This is a genomic window from Polynucleobacter necessarius, assembly GCF_900095175.1.
Taxonomy (GTDB): domain Bacteria; phylum Pseudomonadota; class Gammaproteobacteria; order Burkholderiales; family Burkholderiaceae; genus Polynucleobacter; species Polynucleobacter necessarius_I.
This window is the reverse complement of record NZ_LT606946.1, coordinates 1,777,716-1,803,984: the sequence shown is the minus strand read 5'-3', so window position 1 is coordinate 1,803,984 and position 26,269 is coordinate 1,777,716. Positions and strand designations below refer to the sequence as shown.

20 protein-coding genes and 1 pseudogene are annotated in these 26,269 nt (G+C 45.7%); 16 read left to right on the top strand and 5 right to left on the bottom strand.

The window, feature by feature from the left end; genetic code table 11:
* Position 1: 1 nt before the first annotated feature.
* The 3 genes from gyrB to dnaA all read right to left on the bottom strand — a co-directional run bounded on the left by gyrB (position 2) and on the right by dnaA (position 5,318).
* Positions 2–2,500 carry a DNA topoisomerase (ATP-hydrolyzing) subunit B gene (gyrB, locus tag DXE44_RS09410; protein ID WP_114654199.1) on the bottom strand — a complete coding sequence of 833 codons (2,499 nt, stop codon included), beginning with the start codon at positions 2,498–2,500 and terminating at the stop codon, positions 2–4.
* 11 nt (positions 2,501–2,511) lie between these two features.
* The gene (gene dnaN / locus DXE44_RS09405) at positions 2,512–3,627 is read right to left on the bottom strand and encodes a DNA polymerase III subunit beta (protein WP_114654198.1); all 1,116 of its coding nucleotides are present in this window, start codon (positions 3,625–3,627) and stop codon (positions 2,512–2,514) included.
* 263 nt (positions 3,628–3,890) lie between these two features.
* On the bottom strand, positions 3,891–5,318 hold the full coding sequence (gene dnaA, locus DXE44_RS09400; protein ID WP_174221128.1) for a chromosomal replication initiator protein DnaA: 1,428 nt from the start codon (positions 5,316–5,318) through the stop codon (positions 3,891–3,893).
* Between the two features lie 222 nt (positions 5,319–5,540).
* Here dnaA and rpmH point away from each other — a divergent pair, with 222 nt between their 5' ends.
* From rpmH to mnmC1, 7 genes and pseudogenes are all read left to right on the top strand, one after another.
* A complete protein-coding gene (rpmH, locus tag DXE44_RS09395; RefSeq protein ID WP_011903922.1) occupies positions 5,541–5,675 on the top strand; it encodes a 50S ribosomal protein L34 in 135 nt (44 codons plus the stop codon).
* A gap of 77 nt (positions 5,676–5,752) precedes the next feature.
* Positions 5,753–6,001 (top strand): ribonuclease P protein component, encoded by a 249-nt coding sequence (locus DXE44_RS09390; RefSeq protein ID WP_231970645.1) that lies wholly within the window; start codon positions 5,753–5,755, stop codon positions 5,999–6,001.
* A 1-nt stretch (position 6,002) separates the two neighbouring features.
* A complete protein-coding gene (yidD, locus tag DXE44_RS09385) occupies positions 6,003–6,245 on the top strand; it encodes a membrane protein insertion efficiency factor YidD (RefSeq protein ID WP_114654197.1) in 243 nt (80 codons plus the stop codon).
* Between the two features lie 6 nt (positions 6,246–6,251).
* Entirely contained in the window at positions 6,252–7,928 is a 1,677-nt protein-coding gene (gene yidC / locus DXE44_RS09380; protein WP_114654422.1) for a membrane protein insertase YidC, read from the top strand.
* Between the two features lie 41 nt (positions 7,929–7,969).
* Positions 7,970–9,349: a tRNA uridine-5-carboxymethylaminomethyl(34) synthesis GTPase MnmE gene (gene mnmE, locus DXE44_RS09375; RefSeq protein ID WP_415065556.1), complete on the top strand. Its 1,380-nt coding sequence runs from the start codon at positions 7,970–7,972 to the stop codon at positions 9,347–9,349.
* 89 nt (positions 9,350–9,438) lie between these two features.
* Positions 9,439–11,286 carry a phosphoenolpyruvate carboxykinase (GTP) gene (locus DXE44_RS09370; RefSeq protein ID WP_114654195.1) on the top strand — a complete coding sequence of 616 codons (1,848 nt, stop codon included), beginning with the start codon at positions 9,439–9,441 and terminating at the stop codon, positions 11,284–11,286.
* Between the two features lie 46 nt (positions 11,287–11,332).
* A pseudogene (mnmC1, locus tag DXE44_RS10840) lies at positions 11,333–12,424 on the top strand (FAD-dependent 5-carboxymethylaminomethyl-2-thiouridine(34) oxidoreductase MnmC1); the annotation flags it as partial.
* Here the strand turns inward: mnmC1 and DXE44_RS09360 are convergent.
* Positions 12,394–15,072 carry a DNA topoisomerase III gene (locus tag DXE44_RS09360; protein WP_114654193.1) on the bottom strand — a complete coding sequence of 893 codons (2,679 nt, stop codon included), beginning with the start codon at positions 15,070–15,072 and terminating at the stop codon, positions 12,394–12,396. The pseudogene mnmC1 and the gene DXE44_RS09360 sit on opposite strands and share 31 nt — an antisense overlap.
* Before the next feature lie 216 nt (positions 15,073–15,288).
* Complete coding sequence (dprA, locus tag DXE44_RS09355) at positions 15,289–15,963, bottom strand: DNA-processing protein DprA (RefSeq protein WP_114654192.1); 675 nt, start codon at positions 15,961–15,963, stop codon at positions 15,289–15,291.
* Positions 15,964–16,034: 71 nt separating this feature from the next.
* Here dprA and def point away from each other — a divergent pair, with 71 nt between their 5' ends.
* The 9 genes from def (at position 16,035) to DXE44_RS09310 (ending at position 26,268) form a co-directional block, all read left to right on the top strand.
* A complete protein-coding gene (def, locus tag DXE44_RS09350) occupies positions 16,035–16,550 on the top strand; it encodes a peptide deformylase (protein ID WP_197712879.1) in 516 nt (171 codons plus the stop codon).
* A gap of 7 nt (positions 16,551–16,557) precedes the next feature.
* Positions 16,558–17,580: a methionyl-tRNA formyltransferase gene (fmt, locus tag DXE44_RS09345; RefSeq protein ID WP_114654190.1), complete on the top strand. Its 1,023-nt coding sequence runs from the start codon at positions 16,558–16,560 to the stop codon at positions 17,578–17,580.
* Positions 17,573–18,439: a zinc metalloprotease HtpX gene (gene htpX / locus DXE44_RS09340; protein ID WP_114654189.1), complete on the top strand. Its 867-nt coding sequence runs from the start codon at positions 17,573–17,575 to the stop codon at positions 18,437–18,439. Before fmt ends, htpX begins: the two co-directional genes overlap by 8 nt.
* Before the next feature lie 107 nt (positions 18,440–18,546).
* Complete coding sequence (gene rsmB, locus DXE44_RS09335) at positions 18,547–19,755, top strand: 16S rRNA (cytosine(967)-C(5))-methyltransferase RsmB (RefSeq protein WP_231970644.1); 1,209 nt, start codon at positions 18,547–18,549, stop codon at positions 19,753–19,755.
* The gene (locus DXE44_RS09330; protein ID WP_114654188.1) at positions 19,752–20,333 is read left to right on the top strand and encodes a DUF4390 domain-containing protein; all 582 of its coding nucleotides are present in this window, start codon (positions 19,752–19,754) and stop codon (positions 20,331–20,333) included. The genes rsmB and DXE44_RS09330 overlap by 4 nt, the downstream gene beginning before the upstream one ends.
* A complete protein-coding gene (locus tag DXE44_RS09325; RefSeq protein WP_114654187.1) occupies positions 20,330–22,639 on the top strand; it encodes a sensor histidine kinase in 2,310 nt (769 codons plus the stop codon). The genes DXE44_RS09330 and DXE44_RS09325 overlap by 4 nt, the downstream gene beginning before the upstream one ends.
* A gap of 2 nt (positions 22,640–22,641) precedes the next feature.
* Positions 22,642–23,322 carry a response regulator gene (locus DXE44_RS09320; RefSeq protein ID WP_114654186.1) on the top strand — a complete coding sequence of 227 codons (681 nt, stop codon included), beginning with the start codon at positions 22,642–22,644 and terminating at the stop codon, positions 23,320–23,322.
* A 107-nt stretch (positions 23,323–23,429) separates the two neighbouring features.
* Positions 23,430–25,646, top strand: a complete 2,217-nt coding sequence (locus DXE44_RS09315; RefSeq protein WP_114654185.1) for an OsmC domain/YcaO domain-containing protein — start codon at positions 23,430–23,432, stop codon at positions 25,644–25,646.
* The gene (locus DXE44_RS09310) at positions 25,627–26,268 is read left to right on the top strand and encodes a trimeric intracellular cation channel family protein (protein WP_162785915.1); all 642 of its coding nucleotides are present in this window, start codon (positions 25,627–25,629) and stop codon (positions 26,266–26,268) included. The genes DXE44_RS09315 and DXE44_RS09310 overlap by 20 nt, the downstream gene beginning before the upstream one ends.
* Position 26,269: the final 1 nt, after the last annotated feature.

Sequence of the window (26,269 nt, the reverse complement as noted above, 5' to 3'; positions counted from 1 at the left end):
ATCAAACATCCAAGTTGCGAGCAATTAAGGCATTTTTCTCAATAAAGGCGCGGCGCGGCTCAACCTCATCACCCATCAGCATTGTAAAGACTTGGTCAGCAGCAATCGCATCTTCAATTTTGACTTGGAGCAGAGTTCTTGAACCAGCATCCATGGTGGTCTCCCACAACTGGGAGGGGTTCATCTCACCAAGACCCTTATAGCGCTGACGGCTGAGCACTCGCTCAGCTTCGGAAAGCAGCCAAGAAAAGGCGGCCCTGAAATCTTGAATGGCTTGCTCTTTTTGATTTTTATCTGGATCGCCACGGCGAACCTTTGAGCCTGGCAATACTTTACCCGATAAAACTGCAGCAGCATTTGACAAGCTTTGATAATCATCGCCATGAACAAAATCGGAGTTAATTGCCGATAACTTTAGGTTGCCATGAATGCGACGGGAAAGTAAGAGTTTGTAGCGATCGGTGCGCCCTTCCTTTTGCACAATAATTTCTGGGGGCAGTGCTAGAGGATTTAAAGAGTCGGCAAGTGCCTGACGCAAAAGCTCAGCAGACTCGTTTGCTGACTTCTCTGTGTCTAAGTTAAGTTGGGTACCAGAGGCGATTGCACGCAAAGCATCTTCATCAATGGTGCGAGATAAGCGATCCACAACCGATTGAATGACTTGATAGTGTTTGGCCAATTCACCCAATACTGCACCCTCAATAATTTCGCCCGCTGGGGTTTGAAGTGATGCCGACTCCAACGCAATCTTTAAGAGTAATTGATTCAACTCTGCATCATCTTTAATGTATTGCTCATTCTTACCAAACTTCACTTTATATAAAGGTGGTTGTGCAATATAGATATGGCCACGCTCAATCAACTCAGGCATCTGTCTATAGAAGAAGGTGAGTAAAAGTGTGCGGATGTGACTACCGTCAACGTCAGCATCGGTCATGATGATAATGCGGTGATAACGCAGCTTATCGGCTTTGAATTCCTCAACACCGATACCAGTTCCGAGAACGGCAATTAAGGTAACCACCTCTTGGCTGGCCAACATCTTATCGAATCGAGCTTTTTCAACGTTGAGGATTTTTCCTTTAAGAGGAAGAATCGCTTGAAAACGTCGGTCACGCCCCTGCTTAGCAGAACCGCCCGCAGAATCTCCCTCGGCAATAAATAATTCAGATTTGGTGGGGTCTTTCTCTTGGCAATCTGCCAATTTTCCAGGAAGGCCTAAGCCATCTAAAACCCCTTTGCGGCGAGTCATATCTCGAGCTTTACGAGCTGCCTCACGAGCACGAGCAGCATCTACAATTTTTCCACAAAGGATTTTTGCATCAGCTGGACGCTCTTGCAGATAAGCGCTCAACGCTTCTGCAACAATTTCCTCTACTGGCCCGCGAACCTCACTGGAGACCAACTTATCTTTTGTTTGGCTAGAAAATTTTGGCTCAGGAACCTTGACTGACAATACGCAAGCTAGACCCTCGCGCATATCATCACCAGAAATTTCTACTTTGGCTTTTTTGGCAACCTCATGCTCATCAATATATTTATTAATGACACGGGTCATAGCAGCACGCAAGCCGGTAAGGTGGGTACCACCATCGCGTTGGGGAATGTTGTTAGTGAAACATAAAACCTGCTCACTAAAACTATCATTCCATTGCATAGATACTTCAGCAGTAATGTTGCCACCTAAATCTGATGGGCGAATACCTTCTGCGTAAAAAATATTAGGGTGTAAGACATTTTTAGTTTGGTTGATGTACTCAACAAAACCTTTAACACCGCCAGAGAAAGCAAAACCCTCTTCTTGACCAGAGCGTTGATCAATTAATTTGATATGAACGCCATTATTTAAAAATGAGAGTTCACGAATACGCTTTACAAGAATTTCATAGTGAAACTCAATGTTTCCAAAAATTTCTTCGTCTGCTAAAAAATGTACCTCAGTACCTGATAAAGCCGTATCACCTGTAATAGTGATTGGTGAAACTGCAACACCATTTTCTTCTTGAATGTTGCGGTTTTGAATAACACCACGCGCAAACTCCATGTAATGCGCTTTACCATCGCGGCGAATAGTAAGCTTCAACCATTTTGAGAGCGCGTTTACACAACTAACACCCACACCATGCAAACCACCGGAGACCTTATAACTATTTTGGTCAAACTTGCCGCCAGCATGCAACTCAGTCATCACAATTTCAGCCGCACTTCTTTTTGGCTCATGCTTATCGTCGTATTTAATCCCCGTTGGAACGCCGCGCCCGTTATCAACAATAGAAATGGAATTATCAGTTTGAATGACGACGGTAATTTCAGAGCAATGCCCTGCCAACGCTTCATCAATTGAGTTATCTAAAACCTCAAAAACTAAATGATGCAAACCCGTGCCATCGGAGGTGTCTCCAATATACATTCCTGGACGTTTACGAACAGCCTCAAGACCTTCTAAGATTTGGATCGATGATGCACCGTACTGCTCTACTACCTTTTTTTCTTCAGTCATTTTTTTCTAAATTAAATACGCATTGGCATCACAACATACTTGAAATCTTCAGGACCAGGCAAGGTAATCACGGCGCTACTATTCGCATCACCCAAACTAATTTGAATTTTTTCATTTTTCAAGTTTGATAAAACATCTAAGAGGTAGCTCACATTGAAACCAATTTCAACGGCATCACCACTGTATTCAGTTTCAATCTCTTCTTGCGCTTCTTCTTGTTCAGCGTTGGTTGATTGAACAGTAATTCGATTTGGCGACAAAGAAAAACGTACACCTTTAAATTTATCGGTTGTCAGAATTGCTGCACGCTGTAAGGCTGACTGCAAAACATCACGCCCAACTACTAAAGAGTTTTTATGCCCCTTAGGAATGACTCGTTGAAAATCGGGAAACTTTCCTTCCACGAGTTTTGAAATCAACTCGATATCACCAAATGAAAATTTCACTTGATTTGATGTAAGACTCATCTCTAACAACTCATCTGAATCTTCAAGTAGGTGTTGGCACTCCAAAATAGTTTTACGTGGAATGATGATTTCCTGCCTTTGCCCAGAACCCACAGAAGCTTCCGCTAACTCAACTTGCGAGTAAGCCAAGCGATGACCATCAGTGGCTACTGCAATCACTTGTTTACCCTCAACAACCAACAACATGCCGTTTAGGTAATAACGAATATCTTGTTGCGCCATTGCGAAATGAACTTGATTAACTAATTGACGAAAACTCTTTTGAGTCATCTTCCAACTTGCAGTCACTTCACCAACGCTTTGCATGACAGGAAATTCAACTGCAGAAAGTGTTTGTAAGGAGAAACGGCTTTTGCCGCTCCGTACAACCATCTTATTATCTTTAAGATTAAGTGCAACCGGGCCTTCTGGAAGTGCACGCAAGATATCTAATAACTTTCTTGCAGCCACCGTAGTAGTGACATCCTCAGCACCAACACCAAAGCTAGCGTTAGTGGTAATTTGAATCTCTATATCCGTTGACACAAAGGATACCTTATCACCCTGTTTTTTAAACAATAGGTTTGCCAAGATTGGTAAGGTGTGTCGACGTTCAACAATGCCACTAACTACCTGGAGTGGTTTCAATAAACTATCGCGCGAAGTGTTTATGAGTTGCATTGCTTTTAAATCCTTGTATACATCTTATTAGTAGTAATAAGACTTCTTTTTTTCAGTGGATAACTCAAAAACCTTATATAAAACAACCCATTAAAACCCAAAAAACCTGTGGAAAACTTTTGTATAAACGCTGTATAAATGTTGGATAACTTTTTATCAACACCCTATTTTTGCATGAAGCGCTAGCTTTCCACAATTTATCCACATGTTGTCCCCAAAGTTATCCATTAAGTTGTCCACAACCTTATCCACAGGCAAAAAACCTAAGACTTTAAGGTTTGCTCAATAACGTGGATTTCGTGGTTAAGTTGCCCATCGTGGGAGCGTTCCTCACCAATCTTCCGAACCGCATGTAAAACAGTTGTGTGGTCACGCCCACCAAACAGCTCACCAATCTCCGGCAGGCTCTTTTGAGTTAATTCTTTGGCCATAAACATCGCAATTTGACGAGGTCGAGCAATGTTTGCCGGACGCTTTTTTGAGTACATGTCAGCCACTTTAATGCTGTAAAAGTCTGCAACTGCCTTTTGTATGTTTTCAACCGAAATTTGGCGATTTTGGATTGAGAGCAGGTCCTTTAGGGCTACTCGAGCTACATCAATCGTGACTTCTTTGCCGTGGAAGCGTACAAATGCCAAAATTTTCCTTAACGCCCCTTCAAGCTCACGCACATTTGATCTGAGGTGTTTTGCCACAAAAAAAGCCACATCCTCACTCATGGGGATGCCCTCACTTTGAGCTTTTTTCATCAAAATAGCAACTCGCATTTCCAGCTCTGGCGGTTCAATTGCAACCGTAAGCCCTGAGTCAAAGCGTGAAATTAGTCGATCATCTATTCCAGCCATTTCCTTGGGGTAGGTGTCGCTTGTGATGATGACTTGGGCTTTATTGCTTAGCAGCGCCTCAAAGGCGTAGAAAAACTCCTCTTGCGTTCTGGATTTGCCACTAAAAAATTGGATGTCATCTATTAAAAGCAGGTCAAGCGAATGGTAGTAACGCTTAAATCGGTCAAAAGCCTTTTGCTGATAAGCCCTAACCACATCAGAGACATATTGCTCAGCATGAATGTATCGAATTCGAGCATTAGGCTTCTCTTTTAGAAGGTGATTCCCAATCGCATGAATTAAATGTGTTTTACCTAAGCCAACCCCGCCATATAAAAACATGGGATTATATGAGGTGCCGGGGTTGTGGGCAACCTGAATAGATGCCGCCCTTGCAAGTTGATTGGCCTTGCCAGTCACAAAAGTCTCAAAAGTAAGGTTTGGGTTTAATTTAGAGTGGTCTTCGGTTTCAAAGGATTGCTCTTCTGTAGAGCTGCTGTCCGAGCCCATTAGCACTTCTTGCTGCTCAAATTTATCTTGAGGGGGTGAGCTAATTTCTGGTGATTGCGTGTTCGACCCCTCAATGTTGAGAACAAAACTCAAGGTGATTGGGCGGCCAAAATACTCGTCGGCCATCTCTTGGAAGCGGTCGGAAAAAGTCTTCTTAATCCAATCAAGCTTAAACCTATTTGGTGCTCCCAATATGAGTGATTGCTCACTTTTATCATAGGAAACCAAACTTAATGGCTGAATCCAAGTCTTAAATTGTTGGGGGGGGAGTTCGCGGGCAAGCGCACCAAGTGCGCTGTCCCAAAACCCCAGTGGGCTAAGTGAATTCAATGTGGGAGGGTTTTGTAAGTTACTCATATTTTTGGAGGATCCATTGTAGCCAGCCAATAAAGTTATTCACAAGCTGGAAAAATGTGGAAAACCTGTGGATAACTTGTGAATAAAAATATAAAACCCAATAAAATCACATGATTACAAAATTAACACCAATAAAATAGAGAAAAATACCTATATATTCTTCCGCAGCGGTTGACCTTTTGTTTGGCAACAAGGAAAATACGGGGTTTTGCAGGATGAATCATGAAAAGAACATATCAACCCTCAGTAACACGTCGCAAACGTACTCACGGATTTCGTATTCGCATGAAAACCAAGAGCGGACGCGCAGTATTAAACGCACGTCGTGCTAAAGGCCGCAAACGTCTGGCTGTTTAATTTAGCAGTTGAATAGCGCCAGGATTTCTGAATTACTAAAAACACGCCCCAAGACAAGTTTGTATTGGGGTTTGTATTTGGCGTCTTCCGATCAAGGCACCAGGCCAGATTTAGGTATTGCGGTAGCCAAAAAATTAGCTAAACGCGCGGTAGACCGAAACCAATTAAAGCGCATGATCCGAGAATTAGTCAGGGGCGCTCAAGCTATAAATCTCAACAGTGATGTTGTGGTGAAACTGAAAAAACCAATTGGTCGCGAAACCCGCGGGAAACTCAGAAGCAAAGAAAAAGAAATTCTGCGAACACAAATTGCAGGGCTAATTTAACGTGCAACCGGCAAACAGGGTAGCCATTAAGTTTGTGCGACTTTATCAAGTAGCACTCAGCCCTTTTATTGGCATGCATTGTAAGTTTGCGCCCTCCTGTTCTCAATACGCATGCGATTGCTTTGCGAATTACGGATTTTTTAAAAGTTTTAGGCTAATGGTATGGCGTATTTTGCGTTGTAATCCATGGTCACAGGGCGGTTACGACCCAGCAGTAAAACCAACATCTCATCATCTTAAGTGAATGCAAATGGACTATAAAAAAACAATTCTTTGGGCAATCTTTCCCATGTCGGGCCTCTTGTTGTACAACAACTGGCAAGTTCATGAAGGAAAGCCACCGATGTTTGGTGGAAACCCTGCAAGCACTGCTGTTGTAGTTGATAAAGCTCAGGCAAGCAAAATTGATATTCCATCTCCAGTACAAAACCCAAACATTCCAGCGCCAAATCAAACGCCTGCAATTGTTACCAGCGCAATTGAAACATCAGAAAAGTTTGTATTGCAAAACGATGTGTTGATTTTGGAAATCAGCGCCAATGGTGCAAACATTATTGATGCGAAGCTACCTAAGCAGCTGACAGCAGAAAAGAAACCAGTTGAACTATTTCAATACGCACCGAACCATAAATACTTTGCACGTTCTGGCTTAATTGCTATGGGTAACGGAGGTTTACCCAACCACACCACAACGTTTAAATTAGTGCAGTCCGGGAAAGATGGATCCGGAAAGCCTTTTATTGTTTTGGCTAGCGAGCGCAACGGCGTAAAACTAGAGAAGACATTTGTCTTAAGTCCCGGCAGTTACGTTGTTGATGTTGGACATCGAGTTACACAAAGTAATGCAAATGCGGCACCACTAGTTCTCTACACAGAGATCGTGCGCGACGCCTCGCAAGAGCAAAAAATTGGACCTTTTAATGGCGCGTTTTCAGCAAGCACCTTTACCGGCCCTGCCACTTACACCGAAAAGGAAAAATTCAATAAGCTTGAATTCACGGCGATTGATAAAAACAAGATCACTATTCCAACGCAAGTTCCAGCTGGCGACCTCGCTTGGATTGCTATGGTTCAGCATTACTTTGCTAGTGCGTGGATTCCTAGCGATAAAGAGGCGCGAGATATTTATGCTGGAAAGATTGATAACAACCTTTACCGCATTGGTATGCAAACACCTTTGGGCGTAGTTGCACCAGGAACAACAGTTGTTGAAAAAGCAAAGTTGTTTGTCGGTCCACAAGAGGAAAGTGTTTTAGAAACGATTGCACCAGGGTTTGCTTTATTGAAGGACTACGGCTACCTCACCATTCTTGCTAAACCTATTTTCTGGTTGCTGGAGAACATCCATGCCTATGTTGGCAACTGGGGTTGGTCAATTATCCTTTTGACTATCTTGATTAAGTTGGTGTTTTTCCCGCTGTCTGCCGCTAGCTATAAATCAATGGCGCGCATGAAAGAGGTTCAGCCGCGCCTACTTGCCATGAAAGAGCAATACAAGGGTGAGCCACAAAAATTAAACCAAGCGATGATGGAGATGTACCGCAAGGAAAAAATTAATCCTTTGGGTGGCTGCTTACCAGTAGTCATTCAGATTCCTGTATTTATTTCCTTGTACTGGGTTCTGTTGTCTTCAGTAGAAATGCGCAATGCACCGTGGATTGGTTGGATTCATGATTTATCAGTTCCAGACCCGTACTACATTTTGCCAATCATTATGGCAGCTTCAATGTTTGTGCAAACCAAATTGAATCCAACACCGCCCGATCCAATTCAGGCGAAGGTGATGATGTACATGCCGCTTGTATTTTCTGTAATGTTCTTCTTCTTCCCGGCAGGCTTGGTCTTGTATTGGGTGGTGAACAACTTACTCTCAATTGCTCAGCAGTGGCAAATCAATCAAATGTTTGGAAAAAAGCCGGCTAAATAAATCTTTAGCCGATAAAAAATAAACAAGGAGTACCCGCAATGATGACGAGAAAGCTACCCATCATTGCGGTTGCCACCGCGCCGGGTAAGGCTGGGGTTGGCGTTATTCGCATTAGTGGATCTCGGCTTTTACCGCTCGCAGAAGCTTTATTTCAGAAGACACTTCTGCCCCGTCAGACCAATCTCCTTACTCTTAGTGATTCACGGGGTGAGACGATTGATCAACTAATTGCAATTTACTTTGCTGCCCCCGCCTCCTTTACTGGTGAAGATGTCTTGGAGCTGCAGTGCCATGGGGGCCCCCAGCTTTTAGAGTTGGTCATGAAACGGTGTCTCGAGCTGGGAAAAGATCAAGGCTTGGTTATTGCAGAGCCGGGCGAATTTTCTTTGCGCGCATATCTCAATAACAAAATCGATTTAGCTCAAGCAGAGGCTATTGCAGATTTAATTGATGCTCAAAGTGAGGCAGCAGTACGTGCGGCAGCGCGCTCATTGCAGGGCGCCTTCTCAAACGACATTAATAGCTTGATAGAAGAAATTACCCAATTACGCATTTTGGTTGAGTCCACCTTGGACTTTCCTGAAGAAGAGATTGAGTTTTTGGAGAATGCCCAAGCTCGCCGGCGCTTGAGCACGGTGATGGAAAAATTGCACAGGCTGAGAGAAGGTGCAAAACAGGGCAAGATTTTGCGCGATGGCATTCAGCTAGTTTTGGCTGGCGCCCCCAATGTTGGAAAGAGTTCGCTTCTTAATCGCTTGGCTGGTGAAGAGGTGGCAATTGTCACTCCTATCGCTGGCACCACAAGGGATCGCGTTAAGGAAAGCATCACCATAAACGGTGTTCCGATGCACATTATTGATACGGCAGGTCTACGTGAGACCAGCGATCTAGTTGAGGCAAAGGGAATTGAACGGTCTTGGGAGGCAATACGAGCAGCAGACCTGGTTATTTTTCTGCAAGACCCAAATTCAATTAATACGATCGATAGCGCACCTGTTTTGGAGTTAAAGGCCCAAATATTGAAGGCCCTCCCACTAAAGTGCCCCGTTCTAGAGGTGAATAACAAATCGGACTTATTGGGCAATGCTAAGCCCGGCCATAGTGAAAATCCATCTTTACTTATTTCGGCCAAGACTGGCGATGGGATTGAGGCCCTAAAACAAAAAATCCTAGAATCGGTTGGTTGGGGTGGCTCTCAAGGGGGTGCCATTGTGGCTCGCAGAAGACATCTCGACTGTCTGGATCGGGCGGCAACCCATCTGGATAAATCTCAACAATTCGCTGCAGATGGCAACATATCGCTGGAGTTATTTGCAGAAGAGCTCCGTTTAGCACAAGATCGGCTTGGGCAGATCACTGGAAAATTGCTCCCAGATGATCTTTTAGGCAAGATATTTAGCCAGTTTTGCATTGGCAAGTAAAGGGTTTGCTCTTGGCCGTCTTGCGCCTAAAAATACGCCCAAAATGTTAAAATAGTGCGATCAAAAACATTACATTTCATAGGACTCTAATGACTATCAATACCAATGCACCTGAGTACGTAAAAAATCAAAAACTCATTCAATGGGTTGCAGATGTTGCCGCTCTAACCAAGCCAGACAAGATTCACTGGTGTGATGGCTCCCAGGTTGAATATGATGAATTTTGTGAGTTACTGGTAAATACGGGCGTATTCAAGCGCCTCAACCCAGCAAAACGCAAAAACGCTTTCTTAGCGCTATCAGACCCTGATGACGTAGCTCGTGTTGAGGACTGCACATTTATCTGTTCTGCAAAAAAAGAAGATGCTGGCCCAACCAATAACTGGGTAGAGCCCAGTGAAATGCGTGCCACCCTCCAGCCATTGTTTGATGGTTGCATGCGCGGCAGAACAATGTACGTAGTGCCGTTCTCTATGGGCCCGATTGGCTCCCCAATCGCCCATATTGGCATTGAGTTGTCTGACAGCCCTTATGTTGCTATCAACATGCGCTTAATGACCCGTATGGGCAAAGCCGTGATTGATCAGCTTGGCGCCACTGGCGAATTCGTTCCTTGTATCCACACGGTTGGCAAGCCATTGGCTGTAGGCGAAAAAGACGTTGCTTGGCCCAACAACAAAAACAAATACATCGTTCACTACCCAGAAACTCGTGAGATTTGGTCTTTTGGATCTGGTTACGGTGGCAATGCATTGCTAGGTAAAAAATGTTTTGCTTTGCGTATTGCATCCAATATGGGTCGTGATCAAGGCTGGTTAGCTGAGCACATGTTGATCTTGGGTGTAACTTCACCTGAGGGTAAGAAATACCATATTGCTGCGGCTTTCCCATCTGCCTGCGGAAAAACCAACTTCTCTATGATGATTCCTCCAAAAGGCTTCGAGGGTTGGAAGGTCACTACAGTTGGCGATGACATTGCATGGATCAAGCCGCGCAAAGACCCTATTACAGGTAAGACGCGTTTGTTTGCGATTAACCCAGAGTCTGGTTACTTTGGCGTTGCTCCCGGAACAAACCGCCAAACCAACCCAAACTGTCTCGATTCATTAAATCAAGATGTGATCTTCACTAACGTTGGTTTAACTGATGATGGTGATGTTTGGTGGGAAGGTTTAACTGACACACCTCCAGCACATTTAATTGACTGGCAAGGTAAGGATTGGACTCCTGCTGATGGTGCCGCTGGCCGTAAAGCTGCGCATCCAAATTCACGCTTCACTGTAGCTGCTACAAACAATCCTGCAGTAGATCCAAATTGGGACAATCCTGAGGGCGTGGCGATTGATGCATTCTTGTTTGGCGGTCGTCGCTCAAACACAGTGCCATTGGTAAGTGAAGCGCGTGACTGGGTAGAAGGTGTTTACATGGCCGCCACAATGGGCTCTGAAACTACCGCTGCGATTACTGGCCAGGTCGGCGTTGTTCGTCGTGATCCATTTGCTATGATTGCATTTGCTGGTTACAACATGAGCGATTACTTCCAGCATTGGTTGAATGTTGGAAGTAAGCTTGCTGCTGAAGGCGCTGTGCTACCAAAAATCTATTGCGTGAACTGGTTCCGCAAAGATGAAAACGGCAAGTTTGTATGGCCTGGTTTCGGTGAAAACATGCGTGTGCTTTCTTGGATTTTGGGTCGTGCTGAAGGCACAGCCAAAGGTAAAGAAACTGTATTTGGTATTTGCCCAGAGCATGCTGATATGCATTGGAATGGTCTCGATTACTCAGCAGACAAGTTTGAAAAAGCCATTACCGTTGCTGTTGACGATTGGAAAAACGAGCTCAAGCTGCATTCAGAATTGTTCGAGCATCTAGGTGAGCGTTTGCCTAAAGAGTTAATCGAAGCTCGTAGCAAAATTGAGAAGCGCTTAAACGCCTAGGTACCCCTAGGAATTTAAGAAGCCTATTCAAAAACATCCGCATTTAATGGCCCCACCCCAACACCACGACATCGTGGTGATTGGGGCAGGCATTGCGGGATCTAGCATTGCCAATGAACTGCTTGAACGCGGTCAAACAGTTTGCATCCTTGATTCAGCCCCCCACCCCGCATCCGCATGTTCTAGTCACGCCTATGCTATTGCTCATCCGCATGTTGGTCGAGGTGCCTCCCGTTTATTACGTTTAACTCGCATTGCATTTTTGATGGCCGAAGCCCGCTGGGGCAAGCACTGGAATCAGCATGGCATCTTTCAACCAAATAAGAAGGATAAAGTTTTTAATCAGGATGATGTTGCAGACTATTTGCAGTCACTTAATCTTGATGAAGGCTTAGCGCAAGGGCTGTATGCAAATGAGGCAATGGAAGCTTGTGGAATTTCTCAAGACGGAATTTGGCTCCCTCGCGGGGCATCGTTGAATTTATTTGAAGCAACGCATCTTGCGTTGGCTCCCCACACAAAATTGACTTGCTGCTGGAATACTACAGTGGCCCGATTGGAGAAAACCCCTTCGGGCTGGCGCTTGATTGACCCCCAGAGCATCACCATCATGACCGCTGGCAAGGCCATTATTGCAGCAGGGTTAGAAACCAAAAACTTAGCCGCAAGCACCGACGTGCGTCTGCCTTTGAGACCGGTACGTGGACAGCTGAGCATTTTTTCGATTGAAGAAAAAAGTGCGTGGGCGCCAAAATTACCTCGTACCGCCATCTCGGGTGATGGCTATTGTTTGCCAGCCAAGAAATTACCCGATGGAAGTTACCAGTGGATAGTGGGCTCTAGCTTTGATGAAGGAGAGTCCGATCTGCGGGATTGGGATACAAGCGATGACTTTAATCGCGAGCAGGCAAAGGATTTACTAGATTATGAAGAGGGTGATATTAGCCATCTTCAGAAGTCAGGAAGCTTTGTCGGCGTGCGTTGTGTTGCTGGCGATCGCTTGCCGATTATTGGAGCACTCACTCAACGCCCAGGGATATTTTTGGCAACAGCCCTGGGATCAAGAGGTGTGTTGTGGTCGGCTTTAGCGGCCAAGCTCATTACTGCTCAAGTGCTTGAAGGTGACTTTGCTTTGCTGGCACGCTTAGGCTTCGCTGCAGACTTAGTGGCTGCGCTGGCACCCGCACGTTTCTTCGCTGGCGCTTTAGCGGCAGCACCAGCCTTGGGCGCTTTGGCTTCAAACTCAAAACCAATTTTGCCATCTGCGCCTAAAGCAAGATAAGCCTTAAAGCCACGACCAGTACGGTTGGATTTGAAATTGGTTAGCAAATCTGTTTTGCCCTCTGCTAGCAATTTTTGAACTTGCTCCGCAGAAATTTCTTGTTGCAAAACGACCTTACCCGTTTTGAAATCACACGATTTATTTGGGCCGGTATTGTTCTCACAAAGATAGCGCATGCCATCTTCATACACAGCACCAGAGCACTTTGGACAAACACCTAAAGCCTGACGGCCGGTAAAGTCGATTGCTTCAGATTCATCTTCTTGTGTATTGCCAAAATCAAACTCAAGCTTAAAGCCCGCATTGGGATAGTCGGCATCATCTTCAGGAATTTCGCTTAACTTAATAATTGCCGCAAATGGCCTGCCCATCTTGCTGCGAAAGCCTTGGAGCGGCCCAATAGTTTTTTCACGAAGCAGCTCTTCTACCTCTGGATATTCAAATGCACGTCCACCCGGAGTTTTGCTAATCGTGAACCCGCACTTCTCACATGCAAAGCGACGATAGTTTTCTTTAACCGCGCCATTACAGTGTGGGCAGGGTGTAGACATGGTCGCATAGTCACCGGGAATAGTATCGCTGTCATACTCCTTGGCACGTTTGACGATGCGTTGCGTCATCTGTGCAATTTCTTGCATAAAAGTGTCGCGATTCATCTTGCCACGCTCAATTAGAGAGAGCTTGTTTTCCCAACTACCCGTGAGATCAGGGCGCGTTAATTCTTCTACATCCAGGCCGCGCAATAGCGTCATTAATTGGAATGCTTTGGCCGTAGGAATCAGCTCACGCGCTTCGCGAACCATATATTTTTCTGCTAGTAAGCCTTCAATAATCGCCGCACGGGTTGCTGGTGTTCCTAAACCTTTTTCAGCCATGGCTTCACGCATCTCATCATCGTCTACCCATTTGCCAGCACTTTCCGTGGCGGATAGCAGGGTTGCCTCGGTATAGCGAGCAGGGGGTTTGGTTTTTAATGGGATGGCGGAGATGGGCTCGGTTTGTACGGTTTCACCTTCTTGTACGGCCACCAGTTCATCATCTGCTTGGTTGGACCTGCCATAGACTGTTAGCCAGCCTGGGAATACTAGAACACGGCCTTCGGTTTTAAAGTGATGGCCTGATGCTTCGGTAATACGAGTGGTGACACGGAACTCGGCAGCAGGATAAAACACTGCTAAGAAGCGACGGACTACCAAGTCATACAACTTTTGCTCTGGCTCGCTTAGACTCTTTGGAGACTCTAAGGTTGGGATGATCGCAAAGTGATCAGATATTTTTGAGTTGTCAAAAATACGTTTGTTTGGCTTGATCCAGCCATATCCAGCTTTTGCCTTTGGATCTTTAGGATCGCCTTGCAAAATTTGTTTAGCAAATGGACGATATTCTGATGAGCTCTCCGCCAGGTTCTCCATGGCCTGCTTCACGGTATCCAAGTAGTCTTCGGGCAAAGCCTTAGCATCCGTACGTGGATAAGTAAGCACCTTATGACGCTCGTAAAGCGCTTGAGCCAGGCCCAAGGTATTTTTGGCGGAGAAGCCAAAGCGTGCATTGGCCTCGCGTTGCAAACTTGTTAAATCAAACAGCTGGGGCACTAGCTGAGTTGCTGGCTTAGCTTCTTCTTTGACGCTTGCTTTTTTATCGCGGCACGCGGCCACAATGCTTTGTGCAGCAGCCTCACTCCATAGGCGATTCTCGCGCGCATCTGGAGCATCAACATCTTTTTTAAACTTGGGGTCAAACCAGCGGCCTTCATATACGCCGGCTGCAGCAATAAATTCGGCCTTAACTTCCCAATAGTCTTTAGAGATAAATTTACGAATCAGCTCTTCGCGCTCTACAACGATTGATAAGGTTGGTGTTTGTACTCGGCCAACTGTCGTTAAAAAGAATCCACCGCTCTTGCTATTAAATGCAGTCATTGCGCGAGTGCCGTTAATGCCAACCATCCAATCTGCTTCAGAGCGGCAGCGTGCTGCATCTGCTAGAGGCTGCATGTCGGCATCACTACGCAGTGAAGCAAAGCCATCCCGAATCGCTGCTGGGGTCATAGATTGCAGCCAGAGACGCTTAATGGCCTGTGGCGCTTTCGCATGCTGCGCGATCAAGCGGAAAATTAATTCACCTTCACGGCCCGCGTCACATGCATTAATAAGTTCGTTGATATCTTTACGCTTAATGAGTTTTTGCAATACCTTGAGACGCGATTCAGTTTTAGCAATCGGGCGTAAATCAAAATAGGGCGGCACAACTGGTAGGTTTGCAAACGACCATTTCCCACGCTTGACATCAAATTCCTCGGGGGCAGCAATTTCTAATAAGTGGCCTACCGCAGAAGAGATAACAAAGTCATCGCTCTCGAAATAGTCCTCATATTTAGTGAAGCCTCCTAAAGCCTTGGCAATGTCATTTGCAACAGAAGGTTTCTCCGCAATGATCAGCGCCTTAGGGTGATCCACGGTTGAAGTCTTTGAGCTGCTTTTTTTGGTAGTTGCTTTAGTTGCCACGCGTTTTGCCTAAATTTGAGCTTGAAATGATGTTTATTGGATGCAAATAGGAAGCCAAATTAAATCCATTTTTGGGCTAATCTTCCCCACACTTTTTTTATTATTAACCGATAAATTAACAAAAGTCCAAAACCCTCAATTTTTGGGGTTTCGAAAGACCCCATTAATACCTAAATTTTCTTAAAATGGGTCTTTAATGGGGTTTAAATGCAGTTTTCACCAATTTTTGAGTTCTTCGAGGATATCTTTTGGAGTTTGGACTAGTTTGGCACCTTGCTGAAGTAGCTGGTGACAGCCCCTGGACAGGGGGTGATGTATCGACCCAGGAATTGCAAAGATCTCACGACCAAGCTCGACGCCTAGTCTGGCTGTAATCAATGAGCCAGAGCGCTCAGCTGCTTCGATTACTAGGATTCCTAGTGCTAGGGCGGCAATAATGCGGTTCCTGCGTGGAAAGTGCCAGGCTTTTGGCCCCAATCCTGGCTCTAATTCAGACGCCAGTAAGCCGCTCTTACCAATCGCTTGGGCTAATTTTTGGTGCTCTCTGGGGTACACAATGTCCAGCCCTGTTCCGCATACTGCGATGGTTGGCTGGTCCCACTTCTGTCCAAGGGCGCCTAAGTGGGCGGCGCCATCAATACCCCTGGCTAAGCCCGAAATAATGAGATAGCCCTCCGCAGATAGGGCTTGAGCAAAATAGCGGGCATTTCTAATTCCCTTTTGGCTGGCGTTGCGGGATCCAACAATGGCAATCATCGGGGAATCCAGCAAGCGAATATCCCCATATATATAGAGTGAATTGGGAGGGTCGTACAAATCCAATAGGCGAGAAGGATAGCAAGGGGTGTTTTGATGAATTTGGGTGATGCCTGGATTTTTTAGGGTGTTCATAAAGCAATTTTCAGCATGGGGCAAGAGAGAACTATCAGGACAGCTTTATTACTCTGTTGGATAATTCCGATATGGCTTTATTAACCGTCCTTTGCTACCCAGATCCACGCCTACATAAGGTTGCCAAACCTGTAGCGCAGGTAGACGCACGCATCAAAAAAATTGTGGCCGACATGGCCGAGACAATGTACGAAGCGCCTGGGGTTGGTTTGGCTGCAACACAGGTTGATATTCATGAGCGAATTGTGGTGATTGATGTTTCTGACAATCAAGATGAGCTAATGGTGTTCATCAATCCAGAATTAGTTTGGGCAAGCCCAGAAAAAAAATCATGGCGCGAGGGATGTCTTTCTGTGCCAGAGTATTACGATGAAGTTGATCGCCCAGCGGTAGTTCGAGTAAAAGCGCTCGACATCAATGGAAAGGAATTTGAAGTAGAGGCAGATGGTTTGTTATCGGTCTGCTTGCAACACGAGATGGATCACTTGCAGGGCAAGGTGTTTGTCGAGTACCTCTCGATGTTGAAGCGCAATCGTATTTCTCTCAAAATGAAAAAGCGCGCAAAAGAATTAGTAGGCGAGCGCTAAGCGCCCAATGAGAATTGTTTTTGCTGGTACCCCAGAGTTTGCTGCGCAAGCAATGCACGCAATAGAAAAGGTTGGTCATCAAATTGTTTTGGCCCTTACTCAGCCGGATCGTCGTGCGGGTCGCGGCATGCATCTGCAGGCGAGCCCCGTAAAACTTTTTGCGCAAGAAAAAAATATTCCTGTATTGCAACCGGTATCTCTTAAACAGAGCCATCCTGACTTCCAGAAACAAGCGGCAGCACTTGAGGCATATCAATATTTATCTGGCATTGATTTTGATGCAATGGTAGTGGTTGCGTATGGATTAATTCTTCCTCAAGATGTTCTGGACCTTGCATCTCGCAATGGTAGATTTGGCTGCTTTAATATTCATGCCTCTTTGTTGCCAAGGTGGCGTGGCGCAGCCCCAATACAGCGTGCCATTGAGAATGGTGACACCTGCACGGGTGTGAGCATCATGCAAATGGATGCTGGTTTAGATACTGGCGATACCGTTTTGGTGGGTGATCTGAAAATCACATCTGACGAAACTAGCGCAACACTTCATGATCGTCTTGCTAGGCTGGGCGCTGAGTTGATGGTCAAGGTTCTGAATGATCTAGATAAGGGCATTGTCACTTTAAGAACTCCACAGCCTAGTATCGGTATTACCTATGCAGAAAAAATATTAAAGAACGAGGCAGAAATTGATTGGCAGCTAAGCGCCGTTGAAATTGATCGACGCATTCGAGCTTTCAATCCATTTCCCGGGTCGACGAGCGGCCTTCAAGGTGAGCAATTTAAGTTTTGGAACTCTTGTTTGCCCAAGCAAGAGGAAGTGGATCCAGCTGCTAAGCCTGGACAAATTGTAGGCCGTAGTGCTGATGGTGTGTATGTTCAATGTGGTGAGGGCGTGATCGAGATTTTAGAAATGCAAAAACCAGGCGGGAAAAGAATTTCTGCAAGTCTATGCATTCCTGGTGGAGTAAGTGCACATCATCTAATGAGGTTTGAAAAGACGGCAAACAGGCAAGGAGACGTAAATGTTTAATTTAGTAAAGACCGCGATTTTGATGGCGGCAATTACTGCTCTCTTCATCGTAGTTGGTGGCATGCTTGGTGGTGAAGAGGGGATGTTGATTGCGCTGCTGATCGCAATCGGAATGAACTTTTTTAGCTACTGGTTCTCAGATACGATGGTCCTCAAGATGACGAATGCACAGCAAGTAGATGAGCATTCTGCTCCCCAGCTGTATGCCATGGTTAAAGAGCTGGCTGAAAAGGCTGGACTCCCCATGCCTAAAGTATTTTTAATTGATGAGGATGCACCTAATGCATTTGCAACCGGTCGCAATCCGGAGAATGCTGCTGTTGCAGCAACCACCGGCATCCTCAGAATTCTTTCGCCTCGTGAGTTGCGCGGTGTAATGGCGCATGAGCTCGCACACGTAAAGCACCGAGATATTTTGATTTCTACTGTCGCAGCAACTATGGCTGGCGCCATTTCTGCGTTGGCAAATTTAGCGATGTTTGCTGGTGGTCGAAATTCAGAGGGTCGGCAAGGCAATCCCCTAGCGGCATTGGCGGTAATGATTTTGGCGCCTTTGGCAGCAAGCCTAATTCAAATGAGCATCTCTCGGGCGCGCGAATATGAGGCCGATCGTGGCGGTGCTGAAATGAGCTCTGATCCCGAGTCCTTGGCGCAGGCCCTGCAAAAAATTCATGCTTATGCTCAAGGTATCCCATTTCAAGCAATTGAGCGGCATCCTGAAGCGGCGCAGATGATGATCATTAATCCTCTGACCGCTGGTGGCCTCTCTCAACTTTTTTCTACCCATCCCCCAATGGAGGAGCGGGTAGCTCGTTTAATTAGCATGTCTAAAAACGGGGTTTACCCCGGAGCGGAATAATTTGACTGACCAAAAAACACCACGCAGTCTTCCGCTATCCGAGGCGATCACTATTTCTGCGCAAGCAATAGGTGAGGTGATGGGTGGGTCGATCACTCACAGAAGTATTGGATCAACTGGATGCGCACGAACGCCCTATTGTTCAAAGCCTTACATTTGACGCTTTGCGTAAGTGGGTGAGATCTCATGAGTTCATTAAGCAATTCACTCCAAAGACACCATCAGTAGAAGTAGAGCATTTATTAAGCGTAGCAATCGCCTTGTTCTTGCAAAGTGGTGCGGAAGGTAAGGGCTATGCGGCCCATACGATCGTTGATCAGGCAGTAAAGGCCTGCAGTGAATATGAGCCAACGCTGTATGCCAAGGGCTTAGTGAATGCTGTACTGCGTAAGGTTAGCCTGGCAGTTCAGGCTGAGAATGAGAAGCCCTATCCCCCAGATCCTATTCCTATCTTCTTCCCGCCCTGGTGGCGAGCAAGTTTGAAGCGCAACTATTCGAAGTCTTGGCAGGCCATGTTGATTCAGCAGGCCCAACGTGCGCCCTTAATTTTGCGGGTGAATCTCAAGCAGCATACTCGTCAGGAATATCAAGATTTATTGCATCAAGTAGGCATCGTTTCTGAGCCCATTGATAGCGTTGCTGGAATCCCATTGAATTCTGCATTGGTCTTGCGTGCGCCCGTGCCGGTATCCGATTTGCCAGGATTTTATAGTGGCGCCGTTTCTGTTCAAGATGCAGGGGCCCAAATTGCAGCAGTTCTCCTTGATCCAAAACCAGGAGAGCGTGTATTGGATGCTTGTGCTGCGCCTGGTGGAAAAACTGCCCATTTATTGGAACTAGCGCAATGCGAGATGATTGCATTGGAGTTGGATGGTCAGCGTCTTGGAAAAATTGGCGGTAATTTAGATCGATTGCGATTGCAATCTGACGACGTTCGGGTGGTGCGTGGCGACGCCTCAAAGACCGCCTGGTGGGACGGCAAGCTGTTTGACAAAATCCTATTGGATGCACCCTGCTCCGCATCTGGCATTGTTTCAAGACACCCCGATATTCCCTTCTTGCGTCGTGAGGCAGATATTAAGGCACTACAACTAAGGCAGCGCGCTATTTTGGAGCAAGCGTGGAAGATGCTGAAGATAGGCGGCACGCTTTTGTATGTGACTTGCTCCGTATTTCCGGAAGAGGGCGAGGAGCAGGCCGCTTGGTTTGTGAATGAGCATGCCGATGCGTTACGATTAAGCGCTCCCGGACAAATTTTGCCTGCTGAGCTAAATGATGGTTTTTTCTATGCTTTGTTTAAGAAAAAAGGGCCATGAGCCAATGCATTAAACAATTCACCCTTTGTGTTTTGATAACGCTGAGTCTATTTTCGGTGGCTGCAAATGCAGAGGGAATCAAACTTAAATCTGCTGAGCTAGAGCGGGTGGATAACGACTGGCTATTGAATGCTACTTTTAAGATTGAATTAAGCCCTGGCCTAGAAGACGCAGTTCAAAAAGGGGTTGTCTTATATTTTCAGACTGAGTTTGATGTAACCCGTTCACGCTGGTATTGGTTTGATGAAAAGCCTGCACTGGCACAGCGACTAACGCGCTTGTCATATCAGCCAATGACTCAGCAATATCGTATCGCCTCTGAAGGCTTTACCTTTTCTGCAAAAACAATATTTGAAGCCTTGCAGGCCGTTGGGAGTATCGGCGGTTGGCGAGTTATTGATGGCAGCCAGATTGATGCAAGCAAGTCTTACACTGCAGCACTCAGAATGACTCTAGATTTGAGTAAGCTACCCAAGCCATTTCAGGTAAATGCGCTAAACAATCGTGACTGGAATGTCACTAGTGATTGGGTTCGCTTTCCATTTTTACCGACCGGTCCCAACCTGATTAAACGATGAAGATATCTTTAGACTTCATTGGATCAAATGCGTTTGAGAGGGACATTTGGAAAAGGCGCGCTCTGCCGATAGCGATGGCAGTGATTGGCACTTTTGCGCTCCTACTATTGGTGTTGTTATCTATTGCAACATCAAATACCGAGTTCTTTGATAACTATTTCATTTGGCTTTATGCAGCTAACGTCATCATTGGTATTTGTTTAACACTGGTCATCTTGACCTTGGTGATAGTCATTGCCATTCGTTGGCGTAAGGGCCGATTTGGTACTCGCTTAATTGCTAAGCTAGCCATGATTTTTGCTTTGGTTGGCGTCGTCCCAGGCTTAATTTTGTATGGCGTCTCTTTGCAGTTCGTTTCTCGCAGCATTGAGACGTGGTTTGATGTGCAGGCAGAGTTTGCACTAGATGCTGGGCTTGAGCTGGGGCGCGTTACCCTGCGTGTTGCACAAGAAGAGATTTTGGCTGAAGGCAATTACATTGCCGAGCAAATTATTCAGGTCCCATCGGGCGCAACCTCTGAGCAGGTTGGTCCGATGGTGATGAAGATTCGCAATCAATTTGGTATTCAAGAGGTAAGTCTTTTTGGTATCCAGCGCAACTTGATCTTAACTAGTGAATCACGGCCTAAAAAATATCTTCCCGCACCCGCTCCCGATGTCATTGTTGAGGCATTTAAAAAGAAGGGCATCACTTCTGTAGAGCAAATAGAAATAGATGGTGGTCAGCGCGGTTACCGAGTGAGGGCAATCATCCCGATTGTGCGCAAAAAGCAGCTCTTCGGTAAATCGGGTTCTGTCAGAGAGGTGGAAGATAAATATTTTTTACAGTTAGTGCGCTTTATTCCTGGACCATTAGCTAAAAATATCGTTACAGTTGAGTCTGCCTATAGCGATTATCAAGAGAAGTCCTTGGGCCGAACTGGCTTAAGGAAAATGTTTGTGGGCACACTTACATTAACGCTATTTTTTGCATTATTTGTAGCGGTTACTTTGGCTTTAACTTTGGGCCGTCAGCTAGCCAGACCTTTGTTGATGTTATTAGAGGGGACTCAGGCTGTTGCTCAGGGTGACTTATCTCCCAAACCAGAGTTGGACACTGGGGACGAGCTGGGGATGTTAACCCGTCAATTTAATTTGATGACCCGTCAGTTGGCCGATACCAGGACATCCCTCCAAGAATCCAAATCATTCTTAGAAACAGTATTGGGTAATTTAACTGCGGGCGTTTGTATTTTTGATAAAAATTTCAATGTGGTTTCAAGCAATGCAGGTGCCGATCGTATTTTTGGGCAAGACCTAACGCAAATGGATGGACGCCCTTTAAGTGACAGCCCAAGTCTTGTTGAATTTGATCAGGCAATTAAAGAGGGCTTTGCCACAATGAAGTTAGCAGTGAGTGTAGAGAGTGGTCAGCCTGACTTAGAGGCCAAGAAATCTGCACCAGTATGGCAAAAACAGATTCAGCTCCACAGTACAAACGAGTTTGAGAATGAACCTGGCGTGACCTTATTTATTCGCGGAACCGAGTTAACTGCGGATTTACGCATGGTGGTGTTTGATGACATTACTGATGTAGTCAGCGCTCAGCGCTCGATTGCTTGGAGTGAGGTTGCCAGACGCCTAGCGCATGAGATTAAGAATCCGCTAACCCCTATACAGCTCTCAGCAGAGAGATTGCAGCATAAGTTAGCAGGTAAGTTGAGCCCCGAGCAAGAAGAGATGATGAATCGGAGTACTGAAACAATCATCGGACAAGTTCAGGCTATGAAGGAGATGGTGAATGATTTTAGGGATTTTGCAAAAACGCCCAGCCCACAACTGAAATCAGTCTCTATTAACACCTTGACACAAGAGATTTTGGGTTTGTACGAAGGCAGCCCCATAAAAACCCAACTAGATACGCGTTGTCCAAACATCATGGGCGATCCTACGCAACTCAGGCAGATTACTCATAATCTTTTGCAGAATGCACAAGATGCTACTCTTGAGGGTAAGCATCAAGCTGAGCCAGTTGAAGTAAAAACTGAATTAGTGTCTTACGGTGAAGTCAATGGTGTGCCACAGAATGCGGTGCGCCTAACGATAAGTGATAGCGGTTCAGGATTTCCAGCTAAGATATTGGCAAGGGCATTTGAGCCGTATGTAACAACAAAGAGCAAGGGCACCGGATTGGGTCTGGCAGTAGTGAAGAAAATCGTGGATGATCACGGCGCCAAAATTGAAGTTCGAAACCGCATGCGGGGAGACGAAGTGATCGGTGCACAAGTATCAATTTTGTTTATGAATCTGGCAAAAGAGGCAGCATAAGTATGGCAAGTATTTTGGTGGTCGACGATGAGATGGGAATCCGAGAGCTTCTCAATGAGATTCTGACGGATGAAGGTCACACTGTTTATGCGGCTGAGAGCGCTATGCAGGCTCGTACAATCCGCGAACAAATGCGCCCAGACCTCGTTTTGCTTGATATTTGGATGCCAGATGTTGACGGTATTACTCTATTAAAGGAGTGGTCTAAGACGGGTCAGCTCACGATGCCAGTAGTCATGATGTCTGGACATGCCACGATCGATACTGCGGTTGAGGCTACACGCATTGGCGCACTCAACTTCTTAGAAAAGCCAATTGCACTTCAAAAACTACTAAAGACAGTCAATAAAGCGCTTGAGAGCGCGCCTAAGTATGTTGAGCCTGTGGAGGAGAAGACACCTTCGGCACCTTCATCCACCCCCATTCCTAGAGCAGCAGCTAGCAAGCAAGCGACCCAAGCGCAAGAAGGGGAGTACATTAGCGGAATTGCAAAAACCTATTTTGATTTGCCGCTCCGTGAGGCTAGAGACTTATTCGAAAAAGCCTATTTTGAGCATCAAATGATCATCATGGGCAGTAGCATGACCAAGATTTCTGAATACACAGGTCTGGAGCGAACCCATCTCTACCGCAAGCTAAAAGCCTTAGGAATCGACACGTCACGCAATAAAGCCGAGCAGTAAGACTCCGCCATGAGCCCCTGGAAATGAATGTGTGGGGACAATGATGTGGCACACAGCGTTGACGTTGCGACGGATAATAGCGCTCACATCATTTCGGAATTATTCCCATGGAAATAAAGGTTAACTTTCTCGATAAGTTGCGGCTCGAAGCCAAGTTCGATGACTTCACGGTGATTGCTGATCAGCCCATTCGATATAAGGGGGATGGTTCAGCCCCCGGGCCTTTTGATTACTTTTTAGCCTCCTCAGCTTTATGTGCTGCCTATTTTGTGAAGCTGTATTGCGATACACGCAATATCTCAACCGAGAATATCCGCCTTTCGCAAAATAATATTGTCGACCCAGAAAATCGTTACCAACAGATATTCAAAATTCAGGTTGAATTGCCAGAAGATATTTCTGCCAATGATCGTCAGGGTATCTTGCGATCCATCGAACGCTGTACGGTCAAGAAAGTTGTGCAGGCGGGCCCAGAGTTTGTCATTGAAGAGGTTAAAAACCTAGATGCTGATGCGCAGAGCCTTTTAACTTTGAACTCGGCCTCAGATGTAAGCACCTTTATTCCGGGTAAGGATTTGCCGCTAGAGCAAACCATTGCGAATATGTCTGCTGTGCTCGCCAATCTAGGAATTAAGATTGAAATTGCCTCATGGCGCAATCTGATTCCTAATGTGTGGTCTTTGCATATTCGCGATGCACACTCGCCAATGTGTTTTACCAACGGCAAAGGCTCTACCAAAGAAAGCGCCTTAGCATCTGCTTTGGGCGAGTATATCGAGCGACTGAGTAACAATCATTTTTATGCGGGCGTATTTTGGGGTGAAGATATTGCCAATGACCATTTTGTTCATTATCCAAATGAACGTTGGTTTAAGCCGGGACCAAAAGATGCGTTACCCAAAGAAATTCTGGATGAGTATTGCCTAGAGATTTTTAATGCTGATGGTGAACTATGTAGCTCACATTTAATCGATACCAATTCTGGCAATGTCGAGCGCGGTGTTTGTTCATTGCCATATGTGCGACATTCAGATGGTAAGACTGTTTATTTCCCATCCAACTTAATTGAAAATTTGTATGTCAGCAATGGCATGAGTGCTGGCAACACACTAGCCGAAGCGCAGGTGCAATGCTTGTCAGAGATCTTTGAGCGAGCAGTTAAGCGTCAAATTATTGAAGATGAAATTGCTTTGCCAGATGTTCCACAAGAGGTGCTTGCAAAATACCCCGGCATTCTGGCTGGCATTCAGAGCCTTGAGGAGCAGGGCTTTCCGGCGCTGGTAAAGGATGCATCACTAGGCGGCGTCTATCCCGTCATGTGCGTTACTTTGATGAATCCTCGAACAGGTGGAGTATTTGCATCCTTTGGGGCACATCCAAGCTTGGAGGTCGCTCTGGAACGGAGCCTAACAGAACTCCTGCAAGGTCGCAGTCTGGAGGGCTTGAATGATTTACCCCCACCCACTTTTACAAGTGAGGCAGTGACTGAGCCAAATAATTTTGTTGAGCACTTTATCGACTCTAGTGGGATTGTGTCGTGGCGATTCTTCAGCGCCAAATCAAATTACGATTTTGTTGATTGGGATTTTTCTGGAAAAGGGGAAAACTCAAATGCTCAAGAAGCCGCTACATTATTTGACATTCTTCAGCCTCTGGGTAAAGAGGCCTACGTCGCGGTATATGATCAGCTGGGTGCGATCGCTTGCCGAATTTTGGTGCCAGGATATTCCGAGATTTATCCAGTCGAAGATTTGATTTGGGATAACACCAACAAAGCGCTATTGTTCCGCTCAGATATTTTGAATCTATCAAACTTAAATGATGCAAGTTTGACTGCACTACTTGAGCGCTTGGAAAATAATGAGTTGGATGAGCACGGCGATATTGCCACATTGATTGGCATTGAGTTTGATGAGAATACGCCTTGGGGTCAGCTAACTGTTCTGGAGCTGAAACTGCTCATTCATCTTGCCTTAAAACAATTTGAAGAGGCACATGAGCTTGTCGGCGCTTTTCTGCAATATAACGACAATACAGTCGAACGCAAATTGTTTTATCAGGCACTAAATGCGGTGTTAGAGGCCGTGCTAGATGGAGATTTGGAGCTGGATGACTACATGGCAAACTTCCGCCGAATGTTTGGCGACGAGAGAATGGATGCTGTGATGGGTTCGGTAGACGGTACTGTCCGATTCTATGGTTTGACTCCCACAAGCATAAAGCTTGAGGGCCTCGATAGAAATCATCGCTTGCTTGATAGTTATAAGAAACTTCATGCTGCCCGAGCAAAATTTAAGGATCCCGATGGACTTCCAAACACTTAATTTCTGGTTAGGCAATCTCGCAACCATTGCTTTTGCAATAACGGCAGTCCTTGCGGTGAATGAGAAAGACGATATTGATATTTTTGCAGTAGTTGTTTTAGGCGGTATTACTGCTGTTGGTGGCGGAACTTTGCGCGATCTTATGATTGGTGAGCCCGTATTTTGGTTGCCGGATGCGACTGAGATTCGCTTGGCTGTACTAGCTAGTGCCTGTGTCTTTATTGCAAAACCACTTTTCAGAATTAATAAAGTGTATCTATTAATGTTGTATTTAGATGCCTTTGGCGCGGCTTTATTTGCCGTACAGGGGACTCTCAAAGTTTGGGAGTTTGGTTACACCGTACCGATTCTTCCCCTTATTTTTGGCGTGATGTCTGCAATTGGTGGTGGAGTCATCAGGGATGTCATTGCCGAACGAAAAACATTATTGATGTCCAGTGAGCTTTATATTATTCCGGTGCTCTTGGGTTGTGTGTCCATGGTTGCAGTGTTAAAGTCTTTTCCTGAACATGCTCTGATTGGCGAGGTGCTTTGCTCCGCACAAATATTCTTATTTAGGGCTTGCGCAATTCACTGGAATTTAAGTGTGCCAAACTTCTTGGTGCTGAGATCTAAGAAATAAT